Genomic DNA, 22,580 nt, shown 5'->3' with positions numbered 1-22,580 from the left:
AGGTAGGCTGGTTTTTTTCCATAGTGAAACGGCGGTTTAATTTCTAATGTTTCGGTTCCAGGCCAGGGGTTGAAACCCCTGGTTACAACAGGGGGCCACCCCTACGAGGTTTTCTGGGACGATGAAATGCTTCGGTACGTGAAACCTTTCAAATGTCAAACCATCCGACCTTTGGTAAGGTGCCAACTCCGTCTGCCTCTTGTATGTATTTTCTTCCATTCATTCTTTTTTCCAGGAATTACACGAAACTTGTGGCCGCAGTAAAAATGCCGATCTAAATAGGGTATTACCGCCCTCGATCTGGTCTTTTCTTACAAAAACCAACAACAAGGATGAGTGTATTTAGTCTTGCCGGAAAAACGGCGGCCATTACCGGCGGTGGCAGTGGTATTGGTCGGGCCATTAGCGTCGAATTTGCTAGTCAGGGTGCCCACATACATATTCTGGATTTGAGTGCGGAAGGGGCTCAGGCGACGGCTCAGGAAATTGAGTCAGCGGGCGGTCAGGTGACCGTACACGCCGTAAACGTAACGAATCAGGCCGAAGTACTGGCCGTTTTCGAGGCCATTGGCTCGCTCGACATTCTGGTCAATAACGCGGGTATCGCCCACGTCGGTAATCTGGAAAAAACGACCGAAGCGGACCTCGACCGTATCTACAATGTTAATGTCAAAGGAGCGTATAACAGCCTCTTTGCCGCCGTACCGAAAATGAAGGCCAAGGGCGGTGGAGTCATTCTAAATATGGCGTCCATTGCGGCTCTGGTGGGTATTCCGGACCGTTTTGCGTACAGCATGAGCAAGGGAGCCATTCACGCGATGACTTTATCCGTGGCGAAAGATTACCTGAAGGATAACATCCGTTGCAACAGCATCTCCCCTGCCCGCGTGCATACGCCCTTCGTAGATGGCTTCATCTCGAAAAATTATCCGGGTCAGGAGGAAGAAATGTTCCAGAAACTCTCGGCTACGCAACCCATTGGTCGGATGGCGAAACCCGAAGAAATTGCTCAGTTGGCTTTGTACCTTTGCTCGGATGCGGCCTCGTTCATTACCGGCGTCGATTACCCGATTGACGGCGGCTTTACTACCCTGAATAACTAGTCTATCTTTTATTAACTCCTCTATTCGCTCATGAAAAAATTACTGACGCTGTTAAGCCTGAGTACGCTTTTGTTCGCTTTCCGGGCCGATAAACCCAAGAAAATCATCTTCTTCGGTGATTCTATTACTCAGGCGGGCGTAAGCCCCACCGGGTACATCACCAAGCTGGCCAGTATGCTCGATAAAAGCAAGTACGAACTGGTCGGTAAAGGTATTGGTGGTAATAAAGTGTACGATTTGTACCTGCGGATGGACGAGGATGTACTAGCTCAGAAACCCGATGCCGTGATCATCTGGGTGGGCGTGAACGACGTCTGGCATAAAGCTAGCTCGGGCACGGGTACGGATCCCGACAAGTTTGAGAAGTTTTATCAGGCGATCATCAACAAACTCAAAGCCCAGAATATCAAGGTAGCCCTGACGACCCCCGCCTCCATTGGCGAACGCCCGGATAACACCAACCAGCAGGACGGCGATCTGAACCGTTACAGCCAAATCATCCGAAATCTGGCGGCGAAAAATAACCTTCCCGTCGTGGATTTGCGGAAAGCGTTCATGGAATACAACCTGAAAAACAATCCGAAAAACGAAGAAAAAGGCATTTTGACAACGGATCGGGTGCACCTCAACGATACCGGTAATCAGTTTGTGGCTGAACAAATGGCGAAAGTAATCGAACAACTGTAAGCTCATTATCTCATCCCGGAAACCAGACAATTCCGGGATGTTTCGTTTCTAAACCTATGAAAAGACTTCTGCTTACCGGCTTTATTTGCCTTTCCTTCCTGCAAATTTCGTTTGGACAAGCGTACCAACCCAGTCCCGAAAACCTGGCGGCCCGGCAGTGGTTTCAGGATGCCCGCTATGGTTTGTTCATTCACTGGGGTGTCTACAGCATTCTGGGCGATGGCGAATGGGCCATGAATATCCAGAACATTCCCGTGTCAGCTTACGAGAAATTGCCAAAATTCTTTAATCCAACGGCGTATGATGCCAAACGCTGGGTACAGATTGCTAAAAATGCGGGGATGAAGTACATCACGCTCACCAGCAAACACCACGACGGCTTTGCGATGTGGCATTCGAACGTTTCGCCGTACAACATTGTGGATGCGACGCCGTACAAAAAAGACGTCCTCAAACAACTAGCTGACGAATGTGAGAAGGAAGGCATCAAGCTCTTTTTGTACCATTCGCATCTGGACTGGCACCATCCCGATTATTTTCCCCGGGGAAAAACCGGACGGCAAACGGGACGACCCGAATCGGGCGATTTCGAAAAATACCTCCAGTACATGGACGCTCAGCTAACGGAATTGCTGAGCGGTAGGTACGGAAAAATTGCCGGAATCTGGTTCGACGGCTGGTGGGATCAGGCCCTGGATGAGCACGAAAAACAGGCCCGTAAAACGCACGTAGACTGGCATTTACGTCGCACGTATGATCTCATTCACCGTCTACAACCCGCCGCTTTGATTGGTAACAATCACCACGTGACGCCTTTTGAAGGCGAGGATTTTCAGATGTTCGAGCGGGACCTGCCGGGCCAGAATACCTTTGGCTATAATACGAGTTCGGTTAGTCAGTTGCCGCTCGAAACCTGCGAAACGCTGAATGGCTCCTGGGGATTCGACCTGCGGGACCAGCGGTATAAATCTCCCGAACAGATCGTCCGGTATCTGGTGGGAGCCGCGGGTCGGAATGCCAACCTGTTACTGAATGTAGGCCCCATGCCCAACGGAGAGATTCAACCCGAATTTGTCGAACGACTCGAAGCCGTAGGCAACTGGCTCAAAACCCATGGTGAAACGATTTATGGCACCCGGGGTGGTATCATTCCACCGCAGGAATGGGGCGTGAGTACGAAAAAGGGCGATACCCGTCACTTTCTGCACGTGCTAAAAAAGCCTGCGACGAATGTTTTGTTCGTTCCTAATTTTATGCCTAAGGTTAGCAGTGTCACGGCCTTTGAAGGTAAAAAACCGCTGAAATTCAAGCAACAGTCAGAAGGCTTGTTTGTCTATTTAGACGGCGTAGCAATGAGCGACTGGGACACCATTATCGAAGTACAGACAAAGTAAATTAAGGTTAGCCATTCAACGGCCCAAGAAGAAAGTATACCTTTGAAGGGCCATACTGAAAGACTTAATCATTCTTCTGCAGTATCTAAACTTGAAATAACGAATGAAACTTTTTCGCTACATTACCGATGAAGATGTTGTACCCGGCATTCTTCTGGACGGAAAAGCGTACAGCTTAGAAGCCTTTTTCGAAGCCCTGGGCGAAGAAACCGGAGCATATGATTTGGACGAAATCTTCTTTGAAGAAGAAGGCCTATCTGTACTGGAAGACTACCTCGAACAATACGGAACTTCGGAATTGCAAGCTCTGGAAGGTCCGATCGAGTATGCTTCCTGCGTGGCTCGTCCGTCGAAAATCATTTGCATTGGTTTGAATTACGCCGATCACGCGAAGGAAACCAACGCTCCGATTCCTCAGGAACCCATCGTATTCTTCAAGGCTACGACGGCTCTTTGTGGTCCGAACGACGACGTAATCATTCCCCGTAATTCCGTTAAGACGGATTGGGAAGTGGAATTGGCCGTGGTCATCGGTGCGGAATGTAGCTACGTTACGGAAGAAGAAGCTGAAGATTACATCGCCGGATACGCCGTGATGAACGACTACTCGGAGCGGGAATTTCAGCTCGAACGCGGGGGTCAATGGGACAAAGGTAAAGGTTGCGATACCTTCGGTCCGATGGGCCCCTATCTGGTAACTCCGGATGAACTCGATGACGTGGATAGTCTGCCGATGTGGTTGAAAGTGAACGGTCAGACCTATCAGAACTCCACAACGGCTCAAATGATTTTCAAAGTACCACAAATCATCAGTTACCTGAGCCAGTTTATGACGCTGCTGCCGGGTGACGTGATTTCGACAGGTACGCCTCCGGGTGTGGGACTGGGCTTTAACCCTCCGGTATACCTGAAACCCGGCGATATCGTAGAGCTTGGTATCGAAGGACTGGGCGAACAGCGTCAGGTGGCGGTATCCTGGGAGGATGCCTACTAATTGACGATCTTAAAGAATCAATTTTGATCAGGACGTGTTCCCAGTGAACACGTCCTTCTTTTTAGTCGATTCACGATGAATATTCTATTTTACAAATACCAGGGTACGGGCAACGATTTCATCATGATTGATGATCGGGCGGGTACCTTTCCTATTGATAAAGAGCGGATAGCTCATTTATGCCATCGACGTTTTGGCATTGGAGCGGACGGGCTGATTCTGTTACAAAACGACGAAGCCTACGATTTCCGCATGAAATACTTCAATGCCGACGGCGGCGAAGGGTCCATGTGCGGCAACGGCGGACGAGCTACAGTACGCTTTGCCCATGACCTGGGTGTTATTGGCGATCAGACGCGGTTTATTGCCGTGGATGGAGAACACGAAGCATCCGTAACGAGCGAGCGAATTTCGCTAAAAATGAGTAATGTCAAAGGGCTGGAAGAACATCCGGATTATGCCTACATGAATACGGGTTCGCCCCATGTGGTGGCTTTCAAGGACGATTTGCAGGACTTTAAGGTGTATCAGGAAGGCTATGCCATCCGGTACTCAGACGAGTGGGTAAAACGGGGTGGTACGAATGTCAACTTTGTGGAACAGCAGGGCAATCAACAGCTATTTGTTCGCACCTACGAACGGGGTGTGGAAGACGAAACGTATTCCTGCGGAACGGGAGTAACGGCCTGTGCTCTGACGGCTCATGTGAAGCTGGGTATGGAAAGTCCCATTAAGATTAAAGTACTGGGTGGTAATCTGGAAGTGAGCTTCGAACAAACCAGTGCGGATGCTTTTGAAAATATTTACCTCATTGGCCCCGCTGAACGGGTTTTTGAAGGTACGGTGGAAGTTTAGTTGATAGTTGATAGTTGATAGTTTTACAAATTATTTTTCTTTTCAACAAGTCAACTTTCTCTTTTTCTACTCATTATATAGTTCAGCCTGTAGCCTGGGCTATACCCCATAGGTGGTACCCATGGTTATGTACATGGAACCCCTTTGAGGTTAGAGCCTACCAACCCCGAAGGGGTTCCATGTATATAGCCCCGTATGAAATGCGGGGCTACTGCGATGATTTTAATCCATTAATTTTCTGTTTCAACAAATAATCCATGGGTTCAATGTCATTAACCCCGTACAAAATGCGGGGCGGGTTGTCCGTAGCTAATCCTACCAACAACCCGCCCCGCTATCTTTACCGGTTTTACCCAAAAACTCTAAACCGCAGCGGCGGCCGCTCTAAACCCCTTAGACCACCTTCACCAGATGATTTTTCTTTCCTTTCGCTACCAGTAAATATTTACCCTGTAACAATTGGAAATCAGCAGGCTGGTTGGGATCGCTTACTTTGGTTTTATTTACCGATACCGCATTTCCCTGAATGGCCCGGCGAATTTCTCCTTTTGATGGGTATACCTGAGCCGTCGCCAATAAGTCCGTCACGTTGGGAGCTGCTTCGTATTCAGCCAGTGAAATTTCAGTGGTAGGCACACCGTCGAAAATCTGCACGAAGGTCGTTTCATCGAGCGATTGAAGCGTTTCCAGGGTTCCTTTGCCGTACAGTACTTCACTCGCCCGCACAGCCGTTTCGTAGGCTTCAGCGGAATGTACCCGCGTTGTTACGTCCTGAGCAATCGCTTTTTGCAGGATCCGCAAGTGCGGAGCCTCAGCATGTTGGCGTTCGAGCTCTTCAATTTCCTCTTTGGAAAGTAAGGTAAATACCCGAATCAGGCGTGGGCAATCGGCATCAGCGGCATTGAGCCAGAACTGATAAAATTGGAAGGGACTGGTTTTATCCGCGTCCAGCCATACGTTTCCGCTTTCTGACTTACCGAATTTGGTACCGTCGGCCTTGGTTACCAGTGGTGTAGTTAGGGCGAAGGCCCGGCGTTCGGTTTCCTCTTCGTTGCCTCCTTCTTTACGACGAATGATTTCCGTTCCCGTCGTGATGTTTCCCCACTGATCGGAACCACCCATCTGGAGTTTTACCCCCTGGGTTTTATACAAATGGTAAAAGTCGTAACCCTGTAACAACTGATACGAAAACTCCGTAAAGGAAATACCCGTTTCCAGACGTTTCTTTACCGAATCTTTCGACATCATATAATTGACACTCAGAAACTTACCCGCTTCCCGTAAGAATCCGAGAAACGAAAAGTCTTTGAACCAGTCGTAGTTATTGACGATCTCAGCTGAGTTTTCACCGGAGTTAAAATCCAGGAATTTTTCCAATTGTTTCCGAATGCCCTCCTGATTAAACCGCAGTGTTTCTTCTGATAAAAAACTACGTTCAGCAGCCTTAAAAGAAGGATCGCCAATCATCCCCGTAGCTCCGCCCACCAGAGCAAACGGTTTATGGCCCGCCCGCTGCAAATGTACCAGCAACATAATCGTGGCTAGGTTGCCAATGTGCAGGGAAGAAGCCGTCGGATCAAAGCCAATGTACGCCGACGTCATTTCCTTCTGGAGCTGCTCTTCCGTACCCGGCATCATGTCCTGCAACATACCCCGCCAGCGGAGTTCTTCAATAAAATCAATTTTCATGTTAGTATTCACCCAATATGATGTGTAAATATGCTTATAGAGCTACCTCTTTAAGCGATTTCTTAGTTTGCTGTACCACTTGTCTATCTTTTTCTCAGCTACCATTTTAGCAATCTGTAACTTGGTTGCAGTAGAATACTCGTCTGGATGGTAATGTTTAATCATATACTCACGAGCCTGCCGCTCAATGTCTTCATAAATGAACCGATTGTTGTCAGCATCGTTGCCATTACTAACGGCACTAAATGGAGCGTGATCAGCGTACTCTTCGTAATAGAAATTCTGAATTTTCAGCCCGTGTAAATACGAATACCGGAACCAGGCCGCTGCCGTATCGCTACCGTCCCACACGCCTCCGAAATATGGCACTGGCCCATTCGGAATGGTTGATTGCCGATATAAGTCAACATCTATTAAACACGCGTATTCATTAAGACGGCATTCGGGTAAAGGGTGTATAAAGCCTTCCTGTACTAACTTACGATCCCTCTGTTCCCGTGGCGTTGGATATTCATCCATCTGCCTGAGCAACTCTTCCTGCGTGGGCTTGTATTGCTCGAATGTTTCGGGGTTACATTTTTTAGCGAAAAACGCAGAACAATTCCAGCATTGTCCGATTCGTCCCACTCCTACCAAATTAGCCGAGGCTTCTGCAAATCGCTGTAACATGGGGCCAATCAGGTCCCGACGGTACAGCATATCGTTATGACAGATTAACAAATACGGCTTATCCGTTTTTTCCAATGCATACTGATAGCGAAGGCTTAATCGAGTTGTTTCGTCAAGTCCGTTAGGGTTAACATCCGACATCCAGGGAACAAAGCGTTCCGGATGAACAATAATCAATCCCCGTTTTTCAAAAATTTCCTTGATCTTGCACACCCCCTCCCAGGCATCCCTGTAAGGCTGTTTTTTTTCAATGCTTAAGTAAATTTTATCTACGTAGTCCCGGCTATGCTCCAGTAAACTAAATAGCGTTACCATCGTCTGGTAAGGCTTTCCGTAGTAGCTAATAGCAATATCTACTTTTTGCATCACACGCTTAATTTTGGCGGAAACTGAATTAAGGTAGTAATAATTAAGGTAGTAGTACGGAAGAATCTCCATAACTCAGAAATCGATACTGCTGAGCCAAGGCTTCATTATAAATTCGTTTCCAGTCATCGCCTACCAAAGCGGCAATCAGTAACAATAAAGTAGAGCCGGGTTGATGAAAGTTTGTAATCAAGCCCTGACACACCCGAAATGTATAACCCGGAAAAATCATAATCTCCGTTTCCCCTACAATTTCCTGCCGCTGTTCTGCTGCCATCTTTTGTAAAATGGCCGCTAGCGACTCGTGCAACGTAGGGAGTTCGGTGTACTGCTGATGCACGAATTGCGGAATTCGGAAACCCTGCTCCAGCGAAACGTATTCCTTGTGAATCAATTGCACGCCCAGCCAATACATAGATTCCAGCGACCGCATGGAAGTAGTACCTACCGGAATGATTCGGTTTGCCGCTTGCAGGTGTTCCAGATTACGCCGCGTGATCACTAATTGCTCCCCGTGCATTTTATGTTCGAGGGCATTTTCCGTTTTTACGGGCTGAAAAGTACCGGCTCCTACGTGCAGCGTAAGAAACTCCCGCCGGACGCCTTTCGCCTCTAGTTCCGCGAAGACCCGGTCGGTGAAGTGTAAACCCGCCGTCGGAGCAGCTACCGCCCCTTCTTTTTCGGAATAAACGGTCTGATACGTCTGTTCATCGGAAGTCTCAGCTTCCCGCTTTAAGTACGGCGGTAATGGAATTTTTCCAATCGCCTGTACGACGTCCACAAACCGTACCGACTGTGACCAGCTCAGGCGTACCAATGACTGTTCGGTGTCCGTTAGCTCAGCCGTCAGTATAACGGCTTTCCCGTCGATTTCTACTTCTTTCCGTAAGCTTTCACCCGCTTTCCAACGCTTCCGATTTCCAATCATGCACTCCCATACGCAAGACTGCGTTTCTTCCATAACCACGGGAATTACCGGACTTGGTTCTACGGGATGAAGCAGAAATAACTCGATTAGAGCACCCGTCTGACGCTGAAAATGTAATCGAGCCGGGATGACGCGTGTATTATTGAAGACCAGTAATGTATCACTAGCTAATTCTTCAGTCAGACTACGGAATTGCCGGTGCTCAATAGTTCCCTTTCGATAGACCAACAAGCGGGATTCGTCCCGTACGGGCAGGGGAAAACGGGCAATCTGTTCGTCTGGGAGTTCGTACGTAAAATCGGCAATGGGAAGATGCTGCATCATTGCTTAGTCTTTAATGGGACTTGTCAGCAACAGTCGCAACGGAATGTATACCGCCCATAGGACTAGTAAAAACGTGGCGGCTCCCAGTACCCAGTCAAACTGCATGAGCGTAGGCGTTTCCGTTATGGCTTCCGCCGGGTTAATCATCGCCAGAATGTAAATGGAAGCTCCTAGCAAGACGTTTACTACGGCTGTACCAAAGTTCATCCACTCTCTTATGATGGAGTTGAGCTGTTTGCGGTAGAACATCCACTTGATGGCTCCCGGTAACTTAATGAAGCCATCGGGCAGTTGTGGAAACAGGCGTCCCATCCACAAAAACAGCACGTTAGAGAGTAACATGGCTCCGGCAGTCACATAAAAAATGGCATCTTTCGGATACGTGGCAGCCGTTTCACTCGAAGGCGTTAACGCAACGGGCACCTCTGGTGGAAGTTGCTGGTACCCTAAAAATAAAGCCACTATAAATCCTAGAATGGATACGTATCTCGCAACTTGAGAAGTCAGAAATGGAATAGTCATTTGATGAATGGTCGTCCCCAGCTTATCGACTGCTCGTTAGGTCAATGCTGGTTTCGGGCCGCAAAGTTACGACGAACTCGCCGTTGAGACAGGCTTTCCCTTCGAAAAACCTTTCAAAAGCCCCTGGGGCTTTGCCAAAGCACTTGTAGATCAGAAAATGTTGGAAATTCAATAATAGTTGTCAAGACAATTAATTTTTACAATCCGAAGTCTTGGCTTTCCTGAAAACCTGTAGCTTTGCAGAAAGACATTCCGGGTACAGGACAGGCATGAAGATTTACACCAGAACGGGAGATCAAGGCACCACCGCCCTCATCAGTGGACGTCGCCTTTCCAAGGCAGATGCCCGCATTGAAGCGTATGGTACCGTTGACGAACTGAACAGTTACGTGGGCATGGTTCGGGATCAGGCGGTCAATGCTTCCCGACGAGCGATTCTGAAGGAAATTCAGGATCGACTTTTCACCATTGGTTCCCACCTGGCTGATGATCCGGAACGGCATACCAGCCGTCCCCTCCCCGATTTATGGGATTCGGACGTTACCGTACTGGAAGAGCAAATGGACGAAATGGATGCCCAGTTGCCTTTATTGCGTCAGTTTGTATTGCCCGGCGGTCATCCCTCCGTATCGTTTGCTCATCTGGCTCGTACGGTTTGTCGACGGACCGAACGTCTGGTCGTTGCTCTGAGTGAGATTTCACCCGTTGAGCCAATTATCATTCAGTATTTAAATCGGCTGTCGGACTATTTTTTTGTACTTTCCCGCCTCATGGCTCAGGAATTACAAGTGGAAGAAGTAACCTGGGTCCCGCGAACTTAACTTTCGCACAAGCATACGTCTTAACCTTTTTAGTCATACTACGTTGTAACCCTCTGGCACCATGATTGACACACTGCCCATAGACATTCAGAAAACTGCTCAAAGCCGGATTGCAGAATTAAACCTCGATCAGTTGACCTTTGGGCACACCTTCGCCGATCACATGTTCGTAGCTGACTTTGACGGAAAAGAGTGGACGGATTTACGGATTATTCCCTACGGCGACATGCTGTTCAAACCTGCTCTGATGCCTCTGCATTACGGACAGGCAATTTTCGAAGGGATGAAAGCCTATAAGTCCGCCGAAGGTGAAGTGCTCATCTTCCGTCCGCAGCAGAATGCGGCCCGTCTGAACAAGTCGGCTCACCGCCTCTGCATGGCCGAAATTCCGGAAGACATTTTCATGAGCGGCCTGACCGAATTACTGCGTCTGGATTCGCAATGGGTACCGCAGCGGGATAATTATTCGCTGTATATCCGGCCTTTCATGTTCGCTACGGACGAGTACATCGGCGTATCTCCTTCTAAAACGTACCGTTTTATCATTTTCAACTGTCCGGTAGGAGCTTACTACTCGAAACCCGTAAAAGTGAAAGTAGAAATGGAATTTGTACGGGCTGCGACAGGGGGTACTGGTGCCGCTAAGTGTGCCGGAAACTACGCGGGTTCACTGTATCCTGCCAAATTGGCTCAGGAAGCTGGTTATGATCAATTGATCTGGACGGATTCAACCGAACATAAGTACGTAGAAGAAGCGGGTACCATGAACTTCATGTTCGTGATTGATGGTACGCTGGTTACGCCCGCCGTGAGCGACAGTATTCTGGACGGCATTACGCGGAAATCCATTGTACAGATTGCTAAAGACTGGGGAATGCCCGTTGAAGAGCGTAAAGTATCCATCGCTGAATTGATTGAATCACTGGAAAATGGTCGTCTGACGGAAGCGTTCGGTGCAGGTACGGCAGCGGTCGTATCGCCGATTTCGGTCATTGGCTACGAAGGAAAAGACTACGATTTACCCGAAATCAAATCGGATAATTTTGCTAATCGCGTAAAAACGTATCTGGATGACATCAAGTACGGTCGCGTAGCCGATCCGCACAACTGGGTGTATCACCTTTAATACTAATATTGTATGTTTACGAAAAGAAAGCTCACCGCGTGGTGGGCTTTCTTTTTTAATGATCCGATTAACTACTTATCTTCAACCATGAAAATTCTATTTTTTCTAACGCTATTTCTCTTCCTGAGCGGACAGGCTGATGCCCAGCACTTCCGGCTGGAATTACTAAAAGTCTATAACCTCAGTGATTCAGCCTCGCTGAAAAATGACCCGTATTTTGGGGGTTTATCCGGCATTGAATACGTACCTAAACGCGGAAAATGGTACCTAGTAACCGACGGGGCTGACTCGACGCGTCAGAGTTACCTGTTTGAGTTTGACTCGCTCTTCAATGCTCAAACGTACAAACGCTGGAAACTCGACAGTGTTTACAGTGCCGAATCCATTCGAGCCAGCCGTACGGATTCATCCTTTTTCCTTTCGACAGAATTAGGTAGCGGTAGTACCCACGGGCAGTTTCTACGGCTGATGCAAGACAGTACGGTTACGCAATTAGGTACCTACCAAGGTTTCCGAGATAACAAAGGCTTTGAAGCCATGGCGGTAGACTCGAATCAGGTTCTGTGGAGCGTCAGTGAGTGGCCCCAAACCTGCCGCGATCGGTATTGTCAGGTGACGGGTTACAGCTTAATTAGTGGAGATACGTTAGTTAGAGCCCTGTATCCGATCGACACGGTATCCTGTGGATTTCCGGATAACGGTGTTTCCGAGATACTACTGGCCCGTGACCGTCAGTTACTATTTCTGGAACGTTGCTGGACGGGCGAACGCGATCAGAGTAACTACGCGATCAATCTTTTTACGGCTTACATTCCCAAACTACTGCCGGGGCAGGAAAATACAACCAATATTTTGGAAAAGAATCCCGTTTCCGTCAACTGGGGCGGTGTGCACCTCGATAACATTGAAGGCATGAGTTGGGGGCCTATCATGAATGGATTTCGAACGCTAGTACTGGTTTCGGATAATAACTTCAATAAGTTCGACCAGAAAAAAGCCCCTGAGCACTGGCAACAATCACAGCTAATTTTTTTAAAGCTAATACCCGATTAATAAAAAAGCGGAAGATGGACGATCCATCTTCCGCTTTCGTTTATAAAGCATCTTCCCGCTCAATTCGCTGCCAAAAGGCTTGAATAGCTTCCAGACATTCATCCGGCTCTTCTACCATCCCCATATGTCCGGCTTTTTCCAAGATTAATTGACTCGTATTTTTCGCCAGATGGGTTTGTTCCAGGGCTTCTTCCGGCTTTACGGCCTTGTCCTTCATTCCTATAATGAACAGTACCGGATAATTCGCCTGCTGGAGAACCTGCCGCCGGTCGGGACGATTCATCATGCCCTCCATACCGGCTTTCAAAGCGGCCGGGGGTATTTGAGAAACGTGCGTCACGTGTTCTTGCAGTTGCCCCGGATGGCTCTCGGCGTATTCGTCCGAATACATATTCTTGACAAACGTTTTTAGAAAAGCCTCCGGCCCCTTTTCGTCAATAGCGGCGATGTTCTTCCGACGATTTTCCTTTTTCTCTTCCGTATCTGCGTACGCAGTGGAATGGAACAGCCCCAGACCTGCGATAAATTCGGGGTGTTTTTCAGCCAAAGCCAGGGCAATATATCCTCCCATCGAATGTCCAATGATGACTCCTCTTTCCACGCCCTGAGCAGTCAGTTCCTGGTATACTGCTTCGGCATATTCATCAATACTGCCCAGATCCGAACGCGAAGCGTAAGTGGGGGTAATGACGTTTTTATTGGGCCAGAAGGCCGCCTTGATCGAATCCCAAACTTTGAGATCTTCGCCGTATCCGTGCAATAAAATCAGTGGTACAATCATCGTTTAAGCGGTTTAAGGTACATTAACGTTTTGTGGCGTGTTGAGTAAAAGTAGATGCCACAAAAAAATAATCCCGGAAAAAAGCTGAAGACTTTCTTCCGGGATTAAGCGTTACTGAGGTATGATTACACGTTATCCAGCAAACCAATCAGCAGAACAACAGCACCGATAATCATCATCACCAAACCAACAATTTGCAGGGCATAAACTGGAATGATCAGGAAAATCAAACCAACCAGCAAGAGGATCAGACCAATTTTAACGTTACGATCCAACGCGTTTGTTTTCTTGGTATCCTTCGCTTTCGCCAACTGCTTCTGGACTTTCTTCGTAACCATTTTGGTCATGAATTTTTCCGTTGCAGTTGCTTTGTTAGAGGCTTGCAACTGACCACTGGCGGCATTCTTCTGAATTTTTGCCAGTTTCTTTTGTACCATCAACGCCTGCTTTTCGTACTTGGTGCCTTTAGTTTGGGCAACCAGACGCTCTGAAGCACTTGCCAGCATTTCAGGCGTTACTTTGGGCAGGTTTACTGGTTTTTCCGAAGCAGCCGGCTGATCGGTAGCTTGAGCAACGGCTTGTTCCGTTACGATGGGCTCCGATACAACGGGAGTTTGTGTTTGGGCGGCGGGCAGTGAGGCAGCTTTCGTTGATACTTGATGCTCGTACGCCGGTGTAGTCGATTTTTGGAAAACAGCGGTTGAGTTTCGATTACACGAAGTAAGCCATAACATCGACCCGACGGCCGATAGGAGTACGATTTTACGCATAGGGAAAGTTGATTTGGATTTTTTACTGAGACCGCAACATCAAAAAAGGATGCCCCCTATAAAAGTGAGGCATCCTTTTTAATATCAATTCCAGTAATGTTGAAAATAATACCCTAATTGGGGAAAATCGAGCACTGTAACCTAAACTATTGATGATCGTTAGTGCCCTTATGCCACCTTTTTCATCATAAAGAAGGCCGAACGCTCAAACTTCTCGCGGGCATAGCTCAACGAAATGGTAAACTCCTGAACACCTTCCTCGGAAGGCAGATCAAACATGGCATCGGTCATGATGGCTTCGCAGATTGAACGCAGTCCCCGGGCACCCAACTTGTATTCATTAGCCTGCTCAACAATGTATTCTAGTACATCCTCTTCAAACTGAAGCCGGATTCCTTCCATGTTGAACAGTTTTTCGTACTGTTTGGTCAGGGCATTCTTGGGCTCCGTCAGAATCTTCCGAAGCGTTAGTTTATCCAGGGGATCGAGTGAGGTTACTACGGGCAGACGGCCCAGTAATTCAGGAATCAATCCGTACGATTTTAAATCCTGCTGATTCACCATCCGGAGTAGCTGTTGCGACTCCAGAATACGAGACATGTGATCGTCCTTCGAGAACCCAATGGGCCGCGTATTGAGGCGTTTGGAAATGTGCCGTTGTACGCCATCAAATGCTCCACCGCAAATGAAGAGAATATTTTCCGTGTTAATCGGTACGAGCTTCTGCTCCGGGTGTTTACGTCCACCCTGAGGCGGTACGTTCACGATAGAGCCTTCCAGCAGCTTCAGCAAGGCCTGCTGTACGCCTTCACCCGAGACGTCACGGGTGATACTGGGATTATCCGACTTGCGGGCAATCTTATCAATCTCATCAATGTAGACGATTCCGCGTTCAGCGGCCTCGACGTCGTAATCAGCCGCCTGTAGCAAACGACTCAGGATACTTTCGACGTCCTCCCCCACGTATCCGGCTTCCGTAATTACGGTGGCATCGGCTACGGCGAAAGGTACCTGAAGAATTTTGGCAATCGTGCGGGCTAGGTAGGTTTTACCCGTACCGGTTTCGCCAACCATAATTACATTCGATTTTTCGATGTAAATATCGTCATTGCTTTTTTGTTGTTGTAAACGCTTGTAATGGTTGTATACCGCCACACTCAGTACTTTCTTGGCGTCGTCCTGACCAATCACGTACTGGTCCATAAACCGCTTAATTTCCTGAGGCTTGGGTACTTTCAATAACTGAAAAGGTTGTTGGGTTTCCTTCTTTTTAGTGGGTTGTTTAATGCCTAATTCTTCCTGCACTAGCTCCCAGCCCTGTTCAATACAAAAGTTACAGATCAGGGCATCCATGCCCGATAATAATAAATCTACATCCTTCTTTTTCCGCCCACAAAACGAGCATGAACTAGCATCCATTCGCATGTCCTTCCTAAAGTAATTATTTCAAAATCGTTGATACGCTTTATTTTTTCTTCGACCACCGGATCAGCGGTTGTTCGATTTGCTGATGCAGATACCAGCTCAGCCAGAAAATTAGCAGCATGAGTACTACATCTGCCATTCCCAATATCCATACCGAACCCCAACCGTTGAAAGTCAGTATTTTGTTGGCAAAGATAATCAAAGGAAAATGCAGCAGATAAATCATGTACGAAGCATCGCCCAAGTGAATCAGCAACGACGGAACCCGGTACAAATGGGCTCGATCTGCTTCAACGGCTCCCCATACAATAAGCATAGCGGGCAAACCCAGCGTGAGTGCTCGCGTAAAGTCACCGCCCGTTCGGGGTGCTAGGTACAGACCCGCCAGTACCCCTACCAAAATTAACAAGCCGCTTTGATTTATACGAAAATGTCGATGTAGATAATAGACTAAAACACCGAAAGCAAACTCCAAATTGATTGGACTTAATAAGAAAAATCGAAGAAGTCCAGTTCCCGAATCTCCTCCGTACCAGTAAATATATATTCCGTTTGCCAGCGTAGCCACCGCAATGAGACCTAGCAACCAGCCCATACGCCGAGATACTAGTAATAAGGCAAAGAGTAGGTAAAAATAAATTTCGTGTGAAAGCGTCCAGGTAACAGCATTCAGGGCGTAGTGCTGCGGAAACAGTACCAACGTTTTTAGTACCTCCTGCCAGTTAAAGGGGTAAGGTACAGTGATGAGCGAAGTACTCAAGTGCTGAAAGCTCCACACTACCAGCATGAGCGGTAAGGTGAGTAGCCAGTATACGGGATACACCCGGTAGAACCGTTTTTCCAGATAAGGTTTCAATTGCTGGGGCTGGTCGATATACGCCACGCTAGTGTGAGCAATAATAAACCCGCTGATTACAAAAAATAAATCAACACCCGCATAGCCTAGCGTAAACCAGTCAAAAAGAAATGTTTGATGATAGGTACGGCTAATGTTTTCGGTAATGTGGTACAGTGTAACAAGAATCGCCGCTACCGCCCGTAAACATTGAATGGAATTATATCGAATGGCAGTTTGGGTTGGTATAGCAGTAGTTATGGGCAAAACACTCATTGAATGGATAAATCGTCTTTTTCTATATGTACGCAGACACTAGGATTTTCGCAGCTAAGTCAGAAAATTATTTCCGAACGTTCCTCCTAATAACCGGGAAAGGATCACAAAATACGCGTACCTAAGCTAACGCGGTACGTGACTTGTATAGATACAAAGGTACGTAAAAAATCCCCCGTCCTTCAGTGAGGTCCGGGGGATTCGGGTAAAGTAATCTATCCAATGGATTATTTATCGCGGTACAGAACCTCATCGATCAGGCCATAGGCTTTCGCTTCTTCAGCCCGGAACCAGTGGTCACGATCCGAATCTTTTTCGATTTGTTCGGACGTTTGTCCCGTATGCTGAGCCAAGATTCCGTACAATTCGTCACGGAGCTTCACGATTTCGCGGGCCGTGATCTCAATATCAACGGATTGTCCCTGAGCACCGCCACTGGGCTGGTGAATCATCACCCGGGCGTGCGGCAGAGCCGAACGTTTTCCAGCCGCACCACCGGCCAGCAATACAGCTCCCATGGAAGCCGCCAGGCTCGTACAGATCGTAGCTACATCCGGACGGATGTATTGCATGGTATCATAAATACCCAGACCGGCGTACACGGAGCCACCGGGTGAGTTAATGTACATCATGATGTCACGCTTTGAATCGGCTGATTCCAGGAACAACATCTGGGCAACAACGATATTGGCAATGCTATCATCAACGGGCGTACCGAAGAAGATAATGCGGTCAGCCATCAAACGGGAAAATACGTCCACTTCCCGGAAAGGCATCGGACGTTCTTCGATCACCGCCCGCGTCATGTTTTCAACGTAATGACCAGCCGTTCCGCCGACTTGTTGGAGGTAACGATCAACCGATAAACCGTTCAGGCCGCGATGATGGACGGCGTATTTACGAAATTCTTCAGCGTTCAACATGTAATTAGCGTTTGTATTGATTTTATGTTCTGTTTCTCTTTCTTTGCCGGAACAGAAACGCACGAATCTGAAGAGTGTACGTTAAAAAAACAAATCCACCTCCTTCAACATTAACATTTCTGCCATTCTGTCCGACTCGGTTCTGTCAATCCGAACGGGTACAAAGTTGATAGCTCTGTTCTGGAAATGACGTTGAAATTTCCGGGAATTCATCGGAATAACTTGAGAAGACCATGAAAGTTCACGAAAAAATACGACAGCTGCGGTTGGAAAAAGGCTATTCGCAGGAAGTGATGGCTGAAGAACTCCAGATTTCCACGACTGCTTACGGGGATGTCGAACGCGGTAAAACGGAATTGAGCTTAAGTCGATTAGAGCAGATTCTGCGTGTTTTCGGTACGCCCCTGGAGGCCTTTTTCGGGGCTTCTTCCACCGAAAAAATACAGGCTGAAAATGAAAAGCTGAAGCTGGAAAACGAAAAGCTAAAACAGGAAAATCAGTACTGGCGGGAAAAATTTGACGAACGCCTCCTATCGGAACTCTACCGAATCGGAGCGGCTACGCACCGGGAGCGGATTGGGTTTAAGTAAGAGGTTAGAGTGGTTTGAGATTGGAAGTTTGAAGCGGTTGCTTGAGACAGGGCCTTACGACTTCTGCATTGTTATGGGCGGGTCATTCCAAACGAAAAAAGGTTTGAAATTCGAAGTTAGATCACTTCAAATTTCAAACCTTTTCAACGTCAAACCATTTTTTCAAATTGAAACAACGGTCAAACGGACAAAGACTACTCAGCGTCCGTAACGCCTGCTTTCGCTTTGAATGTATCTACGTCGATTTTCTCTACGTTCGGCTGGATTTGAGTCAGGATGAAGTCCATCGTTTTGCCACCGTATACCCGGTTGAAAACGTTCATGTAATTCTGTCCTTTGTTCTCCTGCAGGTAGTTCTGAGCTACTTTCTTGATGACATCGCCCATGCCGTTGTCATCACCATAGATGCCGAACTGTTGACGTACCATGGCTTCAGCGTAGGTATTCACGTCTTCCGTTTCTACTTTGATGTCAGCCGCTTCCGCTACTTTATTACGGATCAGCGTCCAGCGAAGGTCACGAGCAAATTTGTCGAAATCCTTTTCTACTTCTTCAGCCGTGATTTCACCCTGATTGGTTTCAATCAACCACTGCTTCAGGAATTCGTTCGGCAGTTCAATCTGAACATTGTCCAGCAACGTTTTCTGAACTTCGTCACGCAATAGGAATTCAGACTCACGCTTGTAGTTTTCCTGTACGATTTCCAGCAACTGAGCTTTGAATTCTTCTTCGGAAGAAACTTTACCCGGTCCGAGTACTTTGTCGAAGAACTCCTGATTCAATTCAGAATCTTGATTACGCGTAATGTCTTCGATTGTGAATTCGAATTCACCTGAAAGATCTTCACGGCCCGTAGCCAGTTTCAGACCTTTTTCGTCAGCGAATAATTTCTGAATGTCGAATGTCAGTACATCGCCTTTTTTCTTACCTACAAAACCAGCGAAGGCTTCTTCCGTCAGTTTGTCGGTAGGGATGGCTGATTTTTCGCTGTATTCACCTTGCGTAAACGTACCGTACACCAGATCACCGGCCGCGGTCACCTCTTCCACGTGAGCGTGCTCGCCCATACGTTTTTTCAGATCAACCAGCGTATCGTTGTATTCTTTCTCACCTGCCTGAATTTCGTAAGAAGTAATGGCAGGAAGTTTCGTGAAGTCAACGTCGAAATCAGAAGCCAGACCCAGATTGTAAACAAATTCGAATTCTTTCTGGCTGTCCCAATCGATTGCGTTCGCTTTTTCGCGATCCGGCATCGGATCACCTACGACCAGCAGTTTTGATTCCCGCAGATAGTCGTTAACGGCTTTTGAAAGCGTTTCGTTAACTTCATCCACCAGAATGCTTTTTCCGTACAGACGCTGAATTACGGAAGCCGGTACTTTACCCGGACGGAATCCTTTCAGGTTAGCCTGTTTGCTATATTCTTTGATCTTCTTGTCTACACCAGCCTGATAGTCTTCCGGCGTCAACGCAATCTTTAAAGAAGCTTCAGTAGTACTGCTTTTGTCGAGCGTGATGTTCATAATGAGTCTTGAATCGTATTCCGTATCTGAGCTGCGTTACGCTTCAGTGACAAGTCCAGATAGTGAACGAATACGGAAATGAATGAATGGACTTTAAAATTGAAAAAACCCTCAGAATCAGGGACTCTGAGGGCTAAATCACCTGCTGCACTCAGCATCGGTTGTTTTTACGTACGGACGGGGGGACTCGAACCCCCACGCCTCACGGCACTAGATCCTAAGTCTAGCACGTCTACCAGTTCCGCCACGTCCGTAAATCGTCCGCTTTGATGATTTAGGCTCCGTTAGGCGACCAAATCCTTCAAATCGGAACGCAAAGGTATGTCATTCCTGAGCGATAGTCAACCCCTGCGACAAGATTATTTTTCAAGTGTAGAGAAATTGAAAAATCTACCCGACCAATTCCGGGAAAAAGCCGCTGAAATTCGATTTTATTTATCCGCAATATTTGGTAAAAGTCCCTCCTTCTTAGTATATTTAGTTTTACAATGTTTCATAAACGGGCATTGTTTCCTTTTCCCTCATTTGAAGAGGCTTCTCTTCGCTAAATACATACCCATCTTCAATCCCATTTGAATTCAGGGTACAATGAGTACAGTGGAACTTACAATTGATTTAGAGGCTGAACGCCAGGAAATACTGAAACGCTACCGCAAATTATTGCGGACGGCCAAGCCTTTCTTGAAAGATAACGATGCCAAACTTATCAAGAAAGCCTTTACTCTCGCCGCCGACGCCCACAAGGACATGCGGCGGAAAACGGGTGAACCGTACATCTACCATCCGATTGCCGTCGCTCAGATTTGTGTGGAGGAAATCGGGCTAGGTACTACCGCTATTATTTGTGCTTTGATGCATGATGTAGTGGAAGATACCAGCTATACACTGGATGACATTGAAAACCTTTTTGGTCCGAAGGTCGCCAAGATTATTGACGGCCTTACCAAAATTGCGGGCATTTTCGAGCAGGGAGCTTCGGCTCAGGCTGAAAACTTCCGTAAACTATTACTGACGCTTTCCGAAGACGTCCGGGTAATTCTGATCAAGCTAGCTGACCGCCTGCATAACATGCGGACGCTTAGTTCGATGAGCCGGGACAAGCAGTTAAAAATTGCGTCCGAAACGACGTATCTCTACGCTCCCCTCGCCCACCGGCTGGGTCTATATACCATCAAAACGGAGCTGGAAGATTTGTACCTTAAGTACGCCGAACCCAAGATTTACAAGGAAATTGCGGCGAAACTTAAGTCAACCAAGACGCGTCGCCAGCAATTTATCCGGGAATTTGTTCGACCAATCGAACGCGATCTAAAGGCGGAAGGTATGCACTTTACGGTGAAAGGCCGTCCCAAGTCCATCCACTCGATCTGGAATAAGATTAAAAATCAGGGTAAAAGCTTCGAGGAAATTTACGATCTCTTTGCTATTCGGGTCATTATCGACTCCACTCCTGATCTGGAGAAAGCCCTGTGTTGGCGGGCCTATTCCATCGTTACGGACCATTACCGGCCTAATCCCGAGCGTCTACGCGACTGGATTTCCAATCCCCGGGCTAATGGCTATGAATCTCTGCATACGACGGTGATGAGTAGTTCCGGTCAATGGGTGGAAGTACAGGTACGATCGCGGCGGATGGACGAAATCGCCGAAAAAGGATACGCCGCCCACTGGAAATACAAAGGCAATAATACCAACGTTAACGAAGGAATTGATGCCTGGCTGAATCAGGTTCGGGAAGTACTGGAACACAATGACAGTTCGGCCATTGAGTTTATCAATGATTTCCGGGGGCATTTGTTCCAGGATGAAGTGTTTGTTTTCACCCCTAAAGGTGATCTGAAAGTACTACAGGCGGGCTCTACAGCCTTGGACTTCGCCTACTCCATTCACTCGCACATTGGTTCGCACTGTCTTGGAGCGAAAGTAAATGGCAAACTGGTTGAAATCAGCCATGTACTCAAAAACGGCGATCAGGTAGAGATCCTGACCTCTACCAAGCAATCCCCCCGCGAGGATTGGCTTAAGTTCGTCATTACTACCAAGGCTCGGGCCAATATTAAGGAAGCTTTGAAGGAAATTAACCGGCAACACGTCACTGAAGGACGTGAGTTGGTGGCCAAAAAGCTGAAAAACCTGGGCATTGAACTGTCTTTTGACATTACCAATCAGTTACGGGCTTATTTCAACGCCCGCGACCCAAATGACCTGTACTATCGATTTGGGAAAGGCTATCTGGGCGTAGAGGAGATTAAACGCTGGAAAGCCGCCCGCGATGCTCACAAACGGGCTCAGGAAGCGAAGAATACGCTAGCCGGAAACATTGAAGACAGCAAGTCGATCGTTAAGGAACTAAAACGAGTTCACGGCGATCGCCCCGACTCTGACATGTTACTGATTGGCGAGGATATGGACAAATTTGACTATACCCTCTCGGCGTGTTGTAATCCTATTCCCGGTGATGAAGTGTTTGGTTTTGTGACGGTTAATGAAGGAATCAAAATTCATAAAACTACCTGTAAGAATGCCCGTGAGTTACTCTCCACGCACGGTAATCGGGTCATTAAAGCCAAATGGTCGAGTCAGTTAGTTGCTTTTCTGGCGGGTATTCGCATCAAGGGTACCGATCGTGTGGGCCTCGTTAATGACGTCACGAAAGTGATTTCGAAAGAGCATAAGGTCAATATGCGGTCGATTATCGTGGATACCAATGAAGGGGGAATTTTTGACGGGAAAATTAAGTTATACGTCCACGACACCGAGCACCTGAACACGTTGATCTCCAAGCTCAAAAAAGTAAAGGGTGTTTTTGAAGTACTCCGGTTTGAATATTCCGAAGTATAACATCGATTTTCTCATTGATTCATCCAAACTATCATCGAACGGGCTGTAATGAATCTAAATTCTGCAGGAGTTTACCTTTCACTAA

The 22,580-nt window shown here is 47.4% G+C and carries 20 protein-coding genes and 1 tRNA gene; 10 read left to right on the top strand and 11 right to left on the bottom strand.

The window, feature by feature from the left end; translation table 11 throughout:
• Window positions 1-332: 332 nt before the first annotated feature.
• The 5 genes from ACOJTG_RS11870 to dapF all read left to right on the top strand — a co-directional run bounded on the left by ACOJTG_RS11870 (window position 333) and on the right by dapF (window position 5,033).
• Window positions 333-1,103, top strand: coding sequence for an SDR family NAD(P)-dependent oxidoreductase (locus tag ACOJTG_RS11870; protein ID WP_420153998.1), 771 nt, complete (start codon window positions 333-335; stop codon window positions 1,101-1,103).
• A gap of 30 nt (window positions 1,104-1,133) precedes the next feature.
• Complete coding sequence (locus ACOJTG_RS11865) at window positions 1,134-1,790, top strand: SGNH/GDSL hydrolase family protein (RefSeq protein WP_420153997.1); 657 nt, start codon at window positions 1,134-1,136, stop codon at window positions 1,788-1,790.
• A gap of 56 nt (window positions 1,791-1,846) precedes the next feature.
• Window positions 1,847-3,184 (top strand): alpha-L-fucosidase, encoded by a 1,338-nt coding sequence (locus ACOJTG_RS11860; RefSeq protein WP_420153996.1) that lies wholly within the window; start codon window positions 1,847-1,849, stop codon window positions 3,182-3,184.
• Between the two features lie 103 nt (window positions 3,185-3,287).
• On the top strand, window positions 3,288-4,178 hold the full coding sequence (locus tag ACOJTG_RS11855; RefSeq protein WP_094814672.1) for a fumarylacetoacetate hydrolase family protein: 891 nt from the start codon (window positions 3,288-3,290) through the stop codon (window positions 4,176-4,178).
• Between the two features lie 75 nt (window positions 4,179-4,253).
• Window positions 4,254-5,033, top strand: a complete 780-nt coding sequence (gene dapF, locus ACOJTG_RS11850) for a diaminopimelate epimerase (protein WP_420153995.1) — start codon at window positions 4,254-4,256, stop codon at window positions 5,031-5,033.
• 393 nt (window positions 5,034-5,426) lie between these two features.
• Here the strand turns inward: dapF and tyrS are convergent, their stop codons facing one another.
• Genes tyrS through ACOJTG_RS11830 form a run of 4 tightly spaced genes read right to left on the bottom strand, consistent with a single transcriptional unit; the run spans window position 5,427 to window position 9,471 of the window.
• A complete protein-coding gene (gene tyrS, locus ACOJTG_RS11845) occupies window positions 5,427-6,716 on the bottom strand; it encodes a tyrosine--tRNA ligase (RefSeq protein ID WP_420154002.1) in 1,290 nt (429 codons plus the stop codon).
• 48 nt (window positions 6,717-6,764) lie between these two features.
• Entirely contained in the window at window positions 6,765-7,757 is a 993-nt protein-coding gene (locus ACOJTG_RS11840) for a hypothetical protein (protein ID WP_420153994.1), read from the bottom strand.
• Window positions 7,758-7,800: 43 nt separating this feature from the next.
• Window positions 7,801-9,009: an S-adenosylmethionine:tRNA ribosyltransferase-isomerase gene (locus ACOJTG_RS11835; protein ID WP_420153993.1), complete on the bottom strand. Its 1,209-nt coding sequence runs from the start codon at window positions 9,007-9,009 to the stop codon at window positions 7,801-7,803.
• Window positions 9,010-9,012: 3 nt separating this feature from the next.
• Entirely contained in the window at window positions 9,013-9,471 is a 459-nt protein-coding gene (locus ACOJTG_RS11830) for a hypothetical protein (protein WP_420153992.1), read from the bottom strand.
• 329 nt (window positions 9,472-9,800) lie between these two features.
• Here ACOJTG_RS11830 and ACOJTG_RS11825 point away from each other — a divergent pair, with 329 nt between their 5' ends.
• The 3 genes from ACOJTG_RS11825 (at window position 9,801) to ACOJTG_RS11815 (ending at window position 12,531) form a co-directional block, all read left to right on the top strand.
• On the top strand, window positions 9,801-10,352 hold the full coding sequence (locus ACOJTG_RS11825) for a cob(I)yrinic acid a,c-diamide adenosyltransferase (protein ID WP_420153991.1): 552 nt from the start codon (window positions 9,801-9,803) through the stop codon (window positions 10,350-10,352).
• A gap of 61 nt (window positions 10,353-10,413) precedes the next feature.
• On the top strand, window positions 10,414-11,478 hold the full coding sequence (locus ACOJTG_RS11820) for a branched-chain amino acid aminotransferase (RefSeq protein WP_420153990.1): 1,065 nt from the start codon (window positions 10,414-10,416) through the stop codon (window positions 11,476-11,478).
• Between the two features lie 87 nt (window positions 11,479-11,565).
• Window positions 11,566-12,531, top strand: coding sequence for an esterase-like activity of phytase family protein (locus ACOJTG_RS11815; RefSeq protein WP_420153989.1), 966 nt, complete (start codon window positions 11,566-11,568; stop codon window positions 12,529-12,531).
• Between the two features lie 40 nt (window positions 12,532-12,571).
• Here the strand turns inward: ACOJTG_RS11815 and ACOJTG_RS11810 are convergent, their stop codons facing one another.
• The 5 genes from ACOJTG_RS11810 to ACOJTG_RS11790 form a co-directional block, all read right to left on the bottom strand.
• Window positions 12,572-13,312, bottom strand: a complete 741-nt coding sequence (locus ACOJTG_RS11810) for an alpha/beta fold hydrolase (protein WP_420153988.1) — start codon at window positions 13,310-13,312, stop codon at window positions 12,572-12,574.
• A gap of 125 nt (window positions 13,313-13,437) precedes the next feature.
• Window positions 13,438-14,082, bottom strand: coding sequence for a hypothetical protein (locus ACOJTG_RS11805; protein ID WP_420153987.1), 645 nt, complete (start codon window positions 14,080-14,082; stop codon window positions 13,438-13,440).
• Window positions 14,083-14,250: 168 nt separating this feature from the next.
• Window positions 14,251-15,501, bottom strand: coding sequence for an ATP-dependent Clp protease ATP-binding subunit ClpX (gene clpX / locus ACOJTG_RS11800; RefSeq protein ID WP_420153986.1), 1,251 nt, complete (start codon window positions 15,499-15,501; stop codon window positions 14,251-14,253).
• Between the two features lie 46 nt (window positions 15,502-15,547).
• Window positions 15,548-16,609 (bottom strand): acyltransferase family protein, encoded by a 1,062-nt coding sequence (locus ACOJTG_RS11795; protein WP_420153985.1) that lies wholly within the window; start codon window positions 16,607-16,609, stop codon window positions 15,548-15,550.
• A gap of 236 nt (window positions 16,610-16,845) precedes the next feature.
• Window positions 16,846-17,541 (bottom strand): ClpP family protease, encoded by a 696-nt coding sequence (locus ACOJTG_RS11790; protein ID WP_104713923.1) that lies wholly within the window; start codon window positions 17,539-17,541, stop codon window positions 16,846-16,848.
• Window positions 17,542-17,774: 233 nt separating this feature from the next.
• Here ACOJTG_RS11790 and ACOJTG_RS11785 point away from each other — a divergent pair, with 233 nt between their 5' ends.
• On the top strand, window positions 17,775-18,131 hold the full coding sequence (locus ACOJTG_RS11785) for a helix-turn-helix domain-containing protein (protein WP_420153984.1): 357 nt from the start codon (window positions 17,775-17,777) through the stop codon (window positions 18,129-18,131).
• 194 nt (window positions 18,132-18,325) lie between these two features.
• Here ACOJTG_RS11785 and tig read toward each other — a convergent pair whose 3' ends face one another.
• Window positions 18,326-19,654: a trigger factor gene (gene tig, locus ACOJTG_RS11780; RefSeq protein ID WP_420153983.1), complete on the bottom strand. Its 1,329-nt coding sequence runs from the start codon at window positions 19,652-19,654 to the stop codon at window positions 18,326-18,328.
• Between the two features lie 172 nt (window positions 19,655-19,826).
• A tRNA-Leu gene (locus ACOJTG_RS11775) sits at window positions 19,827-19,908 on the bottom strand.
• Between the two features lie 334 nt (window positions 19,909-20,242).
• On the opposite strand from ACOJTG_RS11775, the gene ACOJTG_RS11770 reads away from it, so the two are divergent.
• Entirely contained in the window at window positions 20,243-22,495 is a 2,253-nt protein-coding gene (locus ACOJTG_RS11770; protein WP_420153982.1) for a RelA/SpoT family protein, read from the top strand.
• The last annotated feature ends 85 nt before the right edge of the window (window positions 22,496-22,580 follow it).

The organism is Siphonobacter sp. (assembly GCF_048595215.1).
GTDB lineage: Bacteria > Bacteroidota > Bacteroidia > Cytophagales > Spirosomataceae > Siphonobacter.
This window is presented reverse-complemented; position numbering and strand designations above follow the sequence as displayed.

Excerpts from the sequence above, each read along its gene's own strand:
- ACOJTG_RS11860 (WP_420153996.1), top strand. The coding sequence starts at position 1,847 with ATGAAAAGACTTCTGCTTACCGGCTTTATTTGCCTTTCCTTCCTGCAA.
- ACOJTG_RS11820 (WP_420153990.1), top strand. The coding sequence starts at position 10,414 with ATGATTGACACACTGCCCATAGACATTCAGAAAACTGCTCAAAGCCGG.
- tig (WP_420153983.1), bottom strand. The coding sequence starts at position 19,654 with ATGAACATCACGCTCGACAAAAGCAGTACTACTGAAGCTTCTTTAAAG.
- ACOJTG_RS11790 (WP_104713923.1), bottom strand. The coding sequence starts at position 17,541 with ATGTTGAACGCTGAAGAATTTCGTAAATACGCCGTCCATCATCGCGGC.
- ACOJTG_RS11840 (WP_420153994.1), bottom strand. The coding sequence starts at position 7,757 with ATGCAAAAAGTAGATATTGCTATTAGCTACTACGGAAAGCCTTACCAG.
- ACOJTG_RS11810 (WP_420153988.1), bottom strand. The coding sequence starts at position 13,312 with ATGATTGTACCACTGATTTTATTGCACGGATACGGCGAAGATCTCAAA.
- ACOJTG_RS11825 (WP_420153991.1), top strand. The coding sequence starts at position 9,801 with ATGAAGATTTACACCAGAACGGGAGATCAAGGCACCACCGCCCTCATC.
- clpX (WP_420153986.1), bottom strand. The coding sequence starts at position 15,501 with ATGGATGCTAGTTCATGCTCGTTTTGTGGGCGGAAAAAGAAGGATGTA.
- ACOJTG_RS11835 (WP_420153993.1), bottom strand. The coding sequence starts at position 9,009 with ATGATGCAGCATCTTCCCATTGCCGATTTTACGTACGAACTCCCAGAC.
- ACOJTG_RS11870 (WP_420153998.1), top strand. The coding sequence starts at position 333 with ATGAGTGTATTTAGTCTTGCCGGAAAAACGGCGGCCATTACCGGCGGT.
- ACOJTG_RS11865 (WP_420153997.1), top strand. The coding sequence starts at position 1,134 with ATGAAAAAATTACTGACGCTGTTAAGCCTGAGTACGCTTTTGTTCGCT.
- ACOJTG_RS11855 (WP_094814672.1), top strand. The coding sequence starts at position 3,288 with ATGAAACTTTTTCGCTACATTACCGATGAAGATGTTGTACCCGGCATT.
- ACOJTG_RS11815 (WP_420153989.1), top strand. The coding sequence starts at position 11,566 with ATGAAAATTCTATTTTTTCTAACGCTATTTCTCTTCCTGAGCGGACAG.
- ACOJTG_RS11785 (WP_420153984.1), top strand. The coding sequence starts at position 17,775 with ATGAAAGTTCACGAAAAAATACGACAGCTGCGGTTGGAAAAAGGCTAT.
- ACOJTG_RS11770 (WP_420153982.1), top strand. The coding sequence starts at position 20,243 with ATGAGTACAGTGGAACTTACAATTGATTTAGAGGCTGAACGCCAGGAA.
- ACOJTG_RS11805 (WP_420153987.1), bottom strand. The coding sequence starts at position 14,082 with ATGCGTAAAATCGTACTCCTATCGGCCGTCGGGTCGATGTTATGGCTT.
- dapF (WP_420153995.1), top strand. The coding sequence starts at position 4,254 with ATGAATATTCTATTTTACAAATACCAGGGTACGGGCAACGATTTCATC.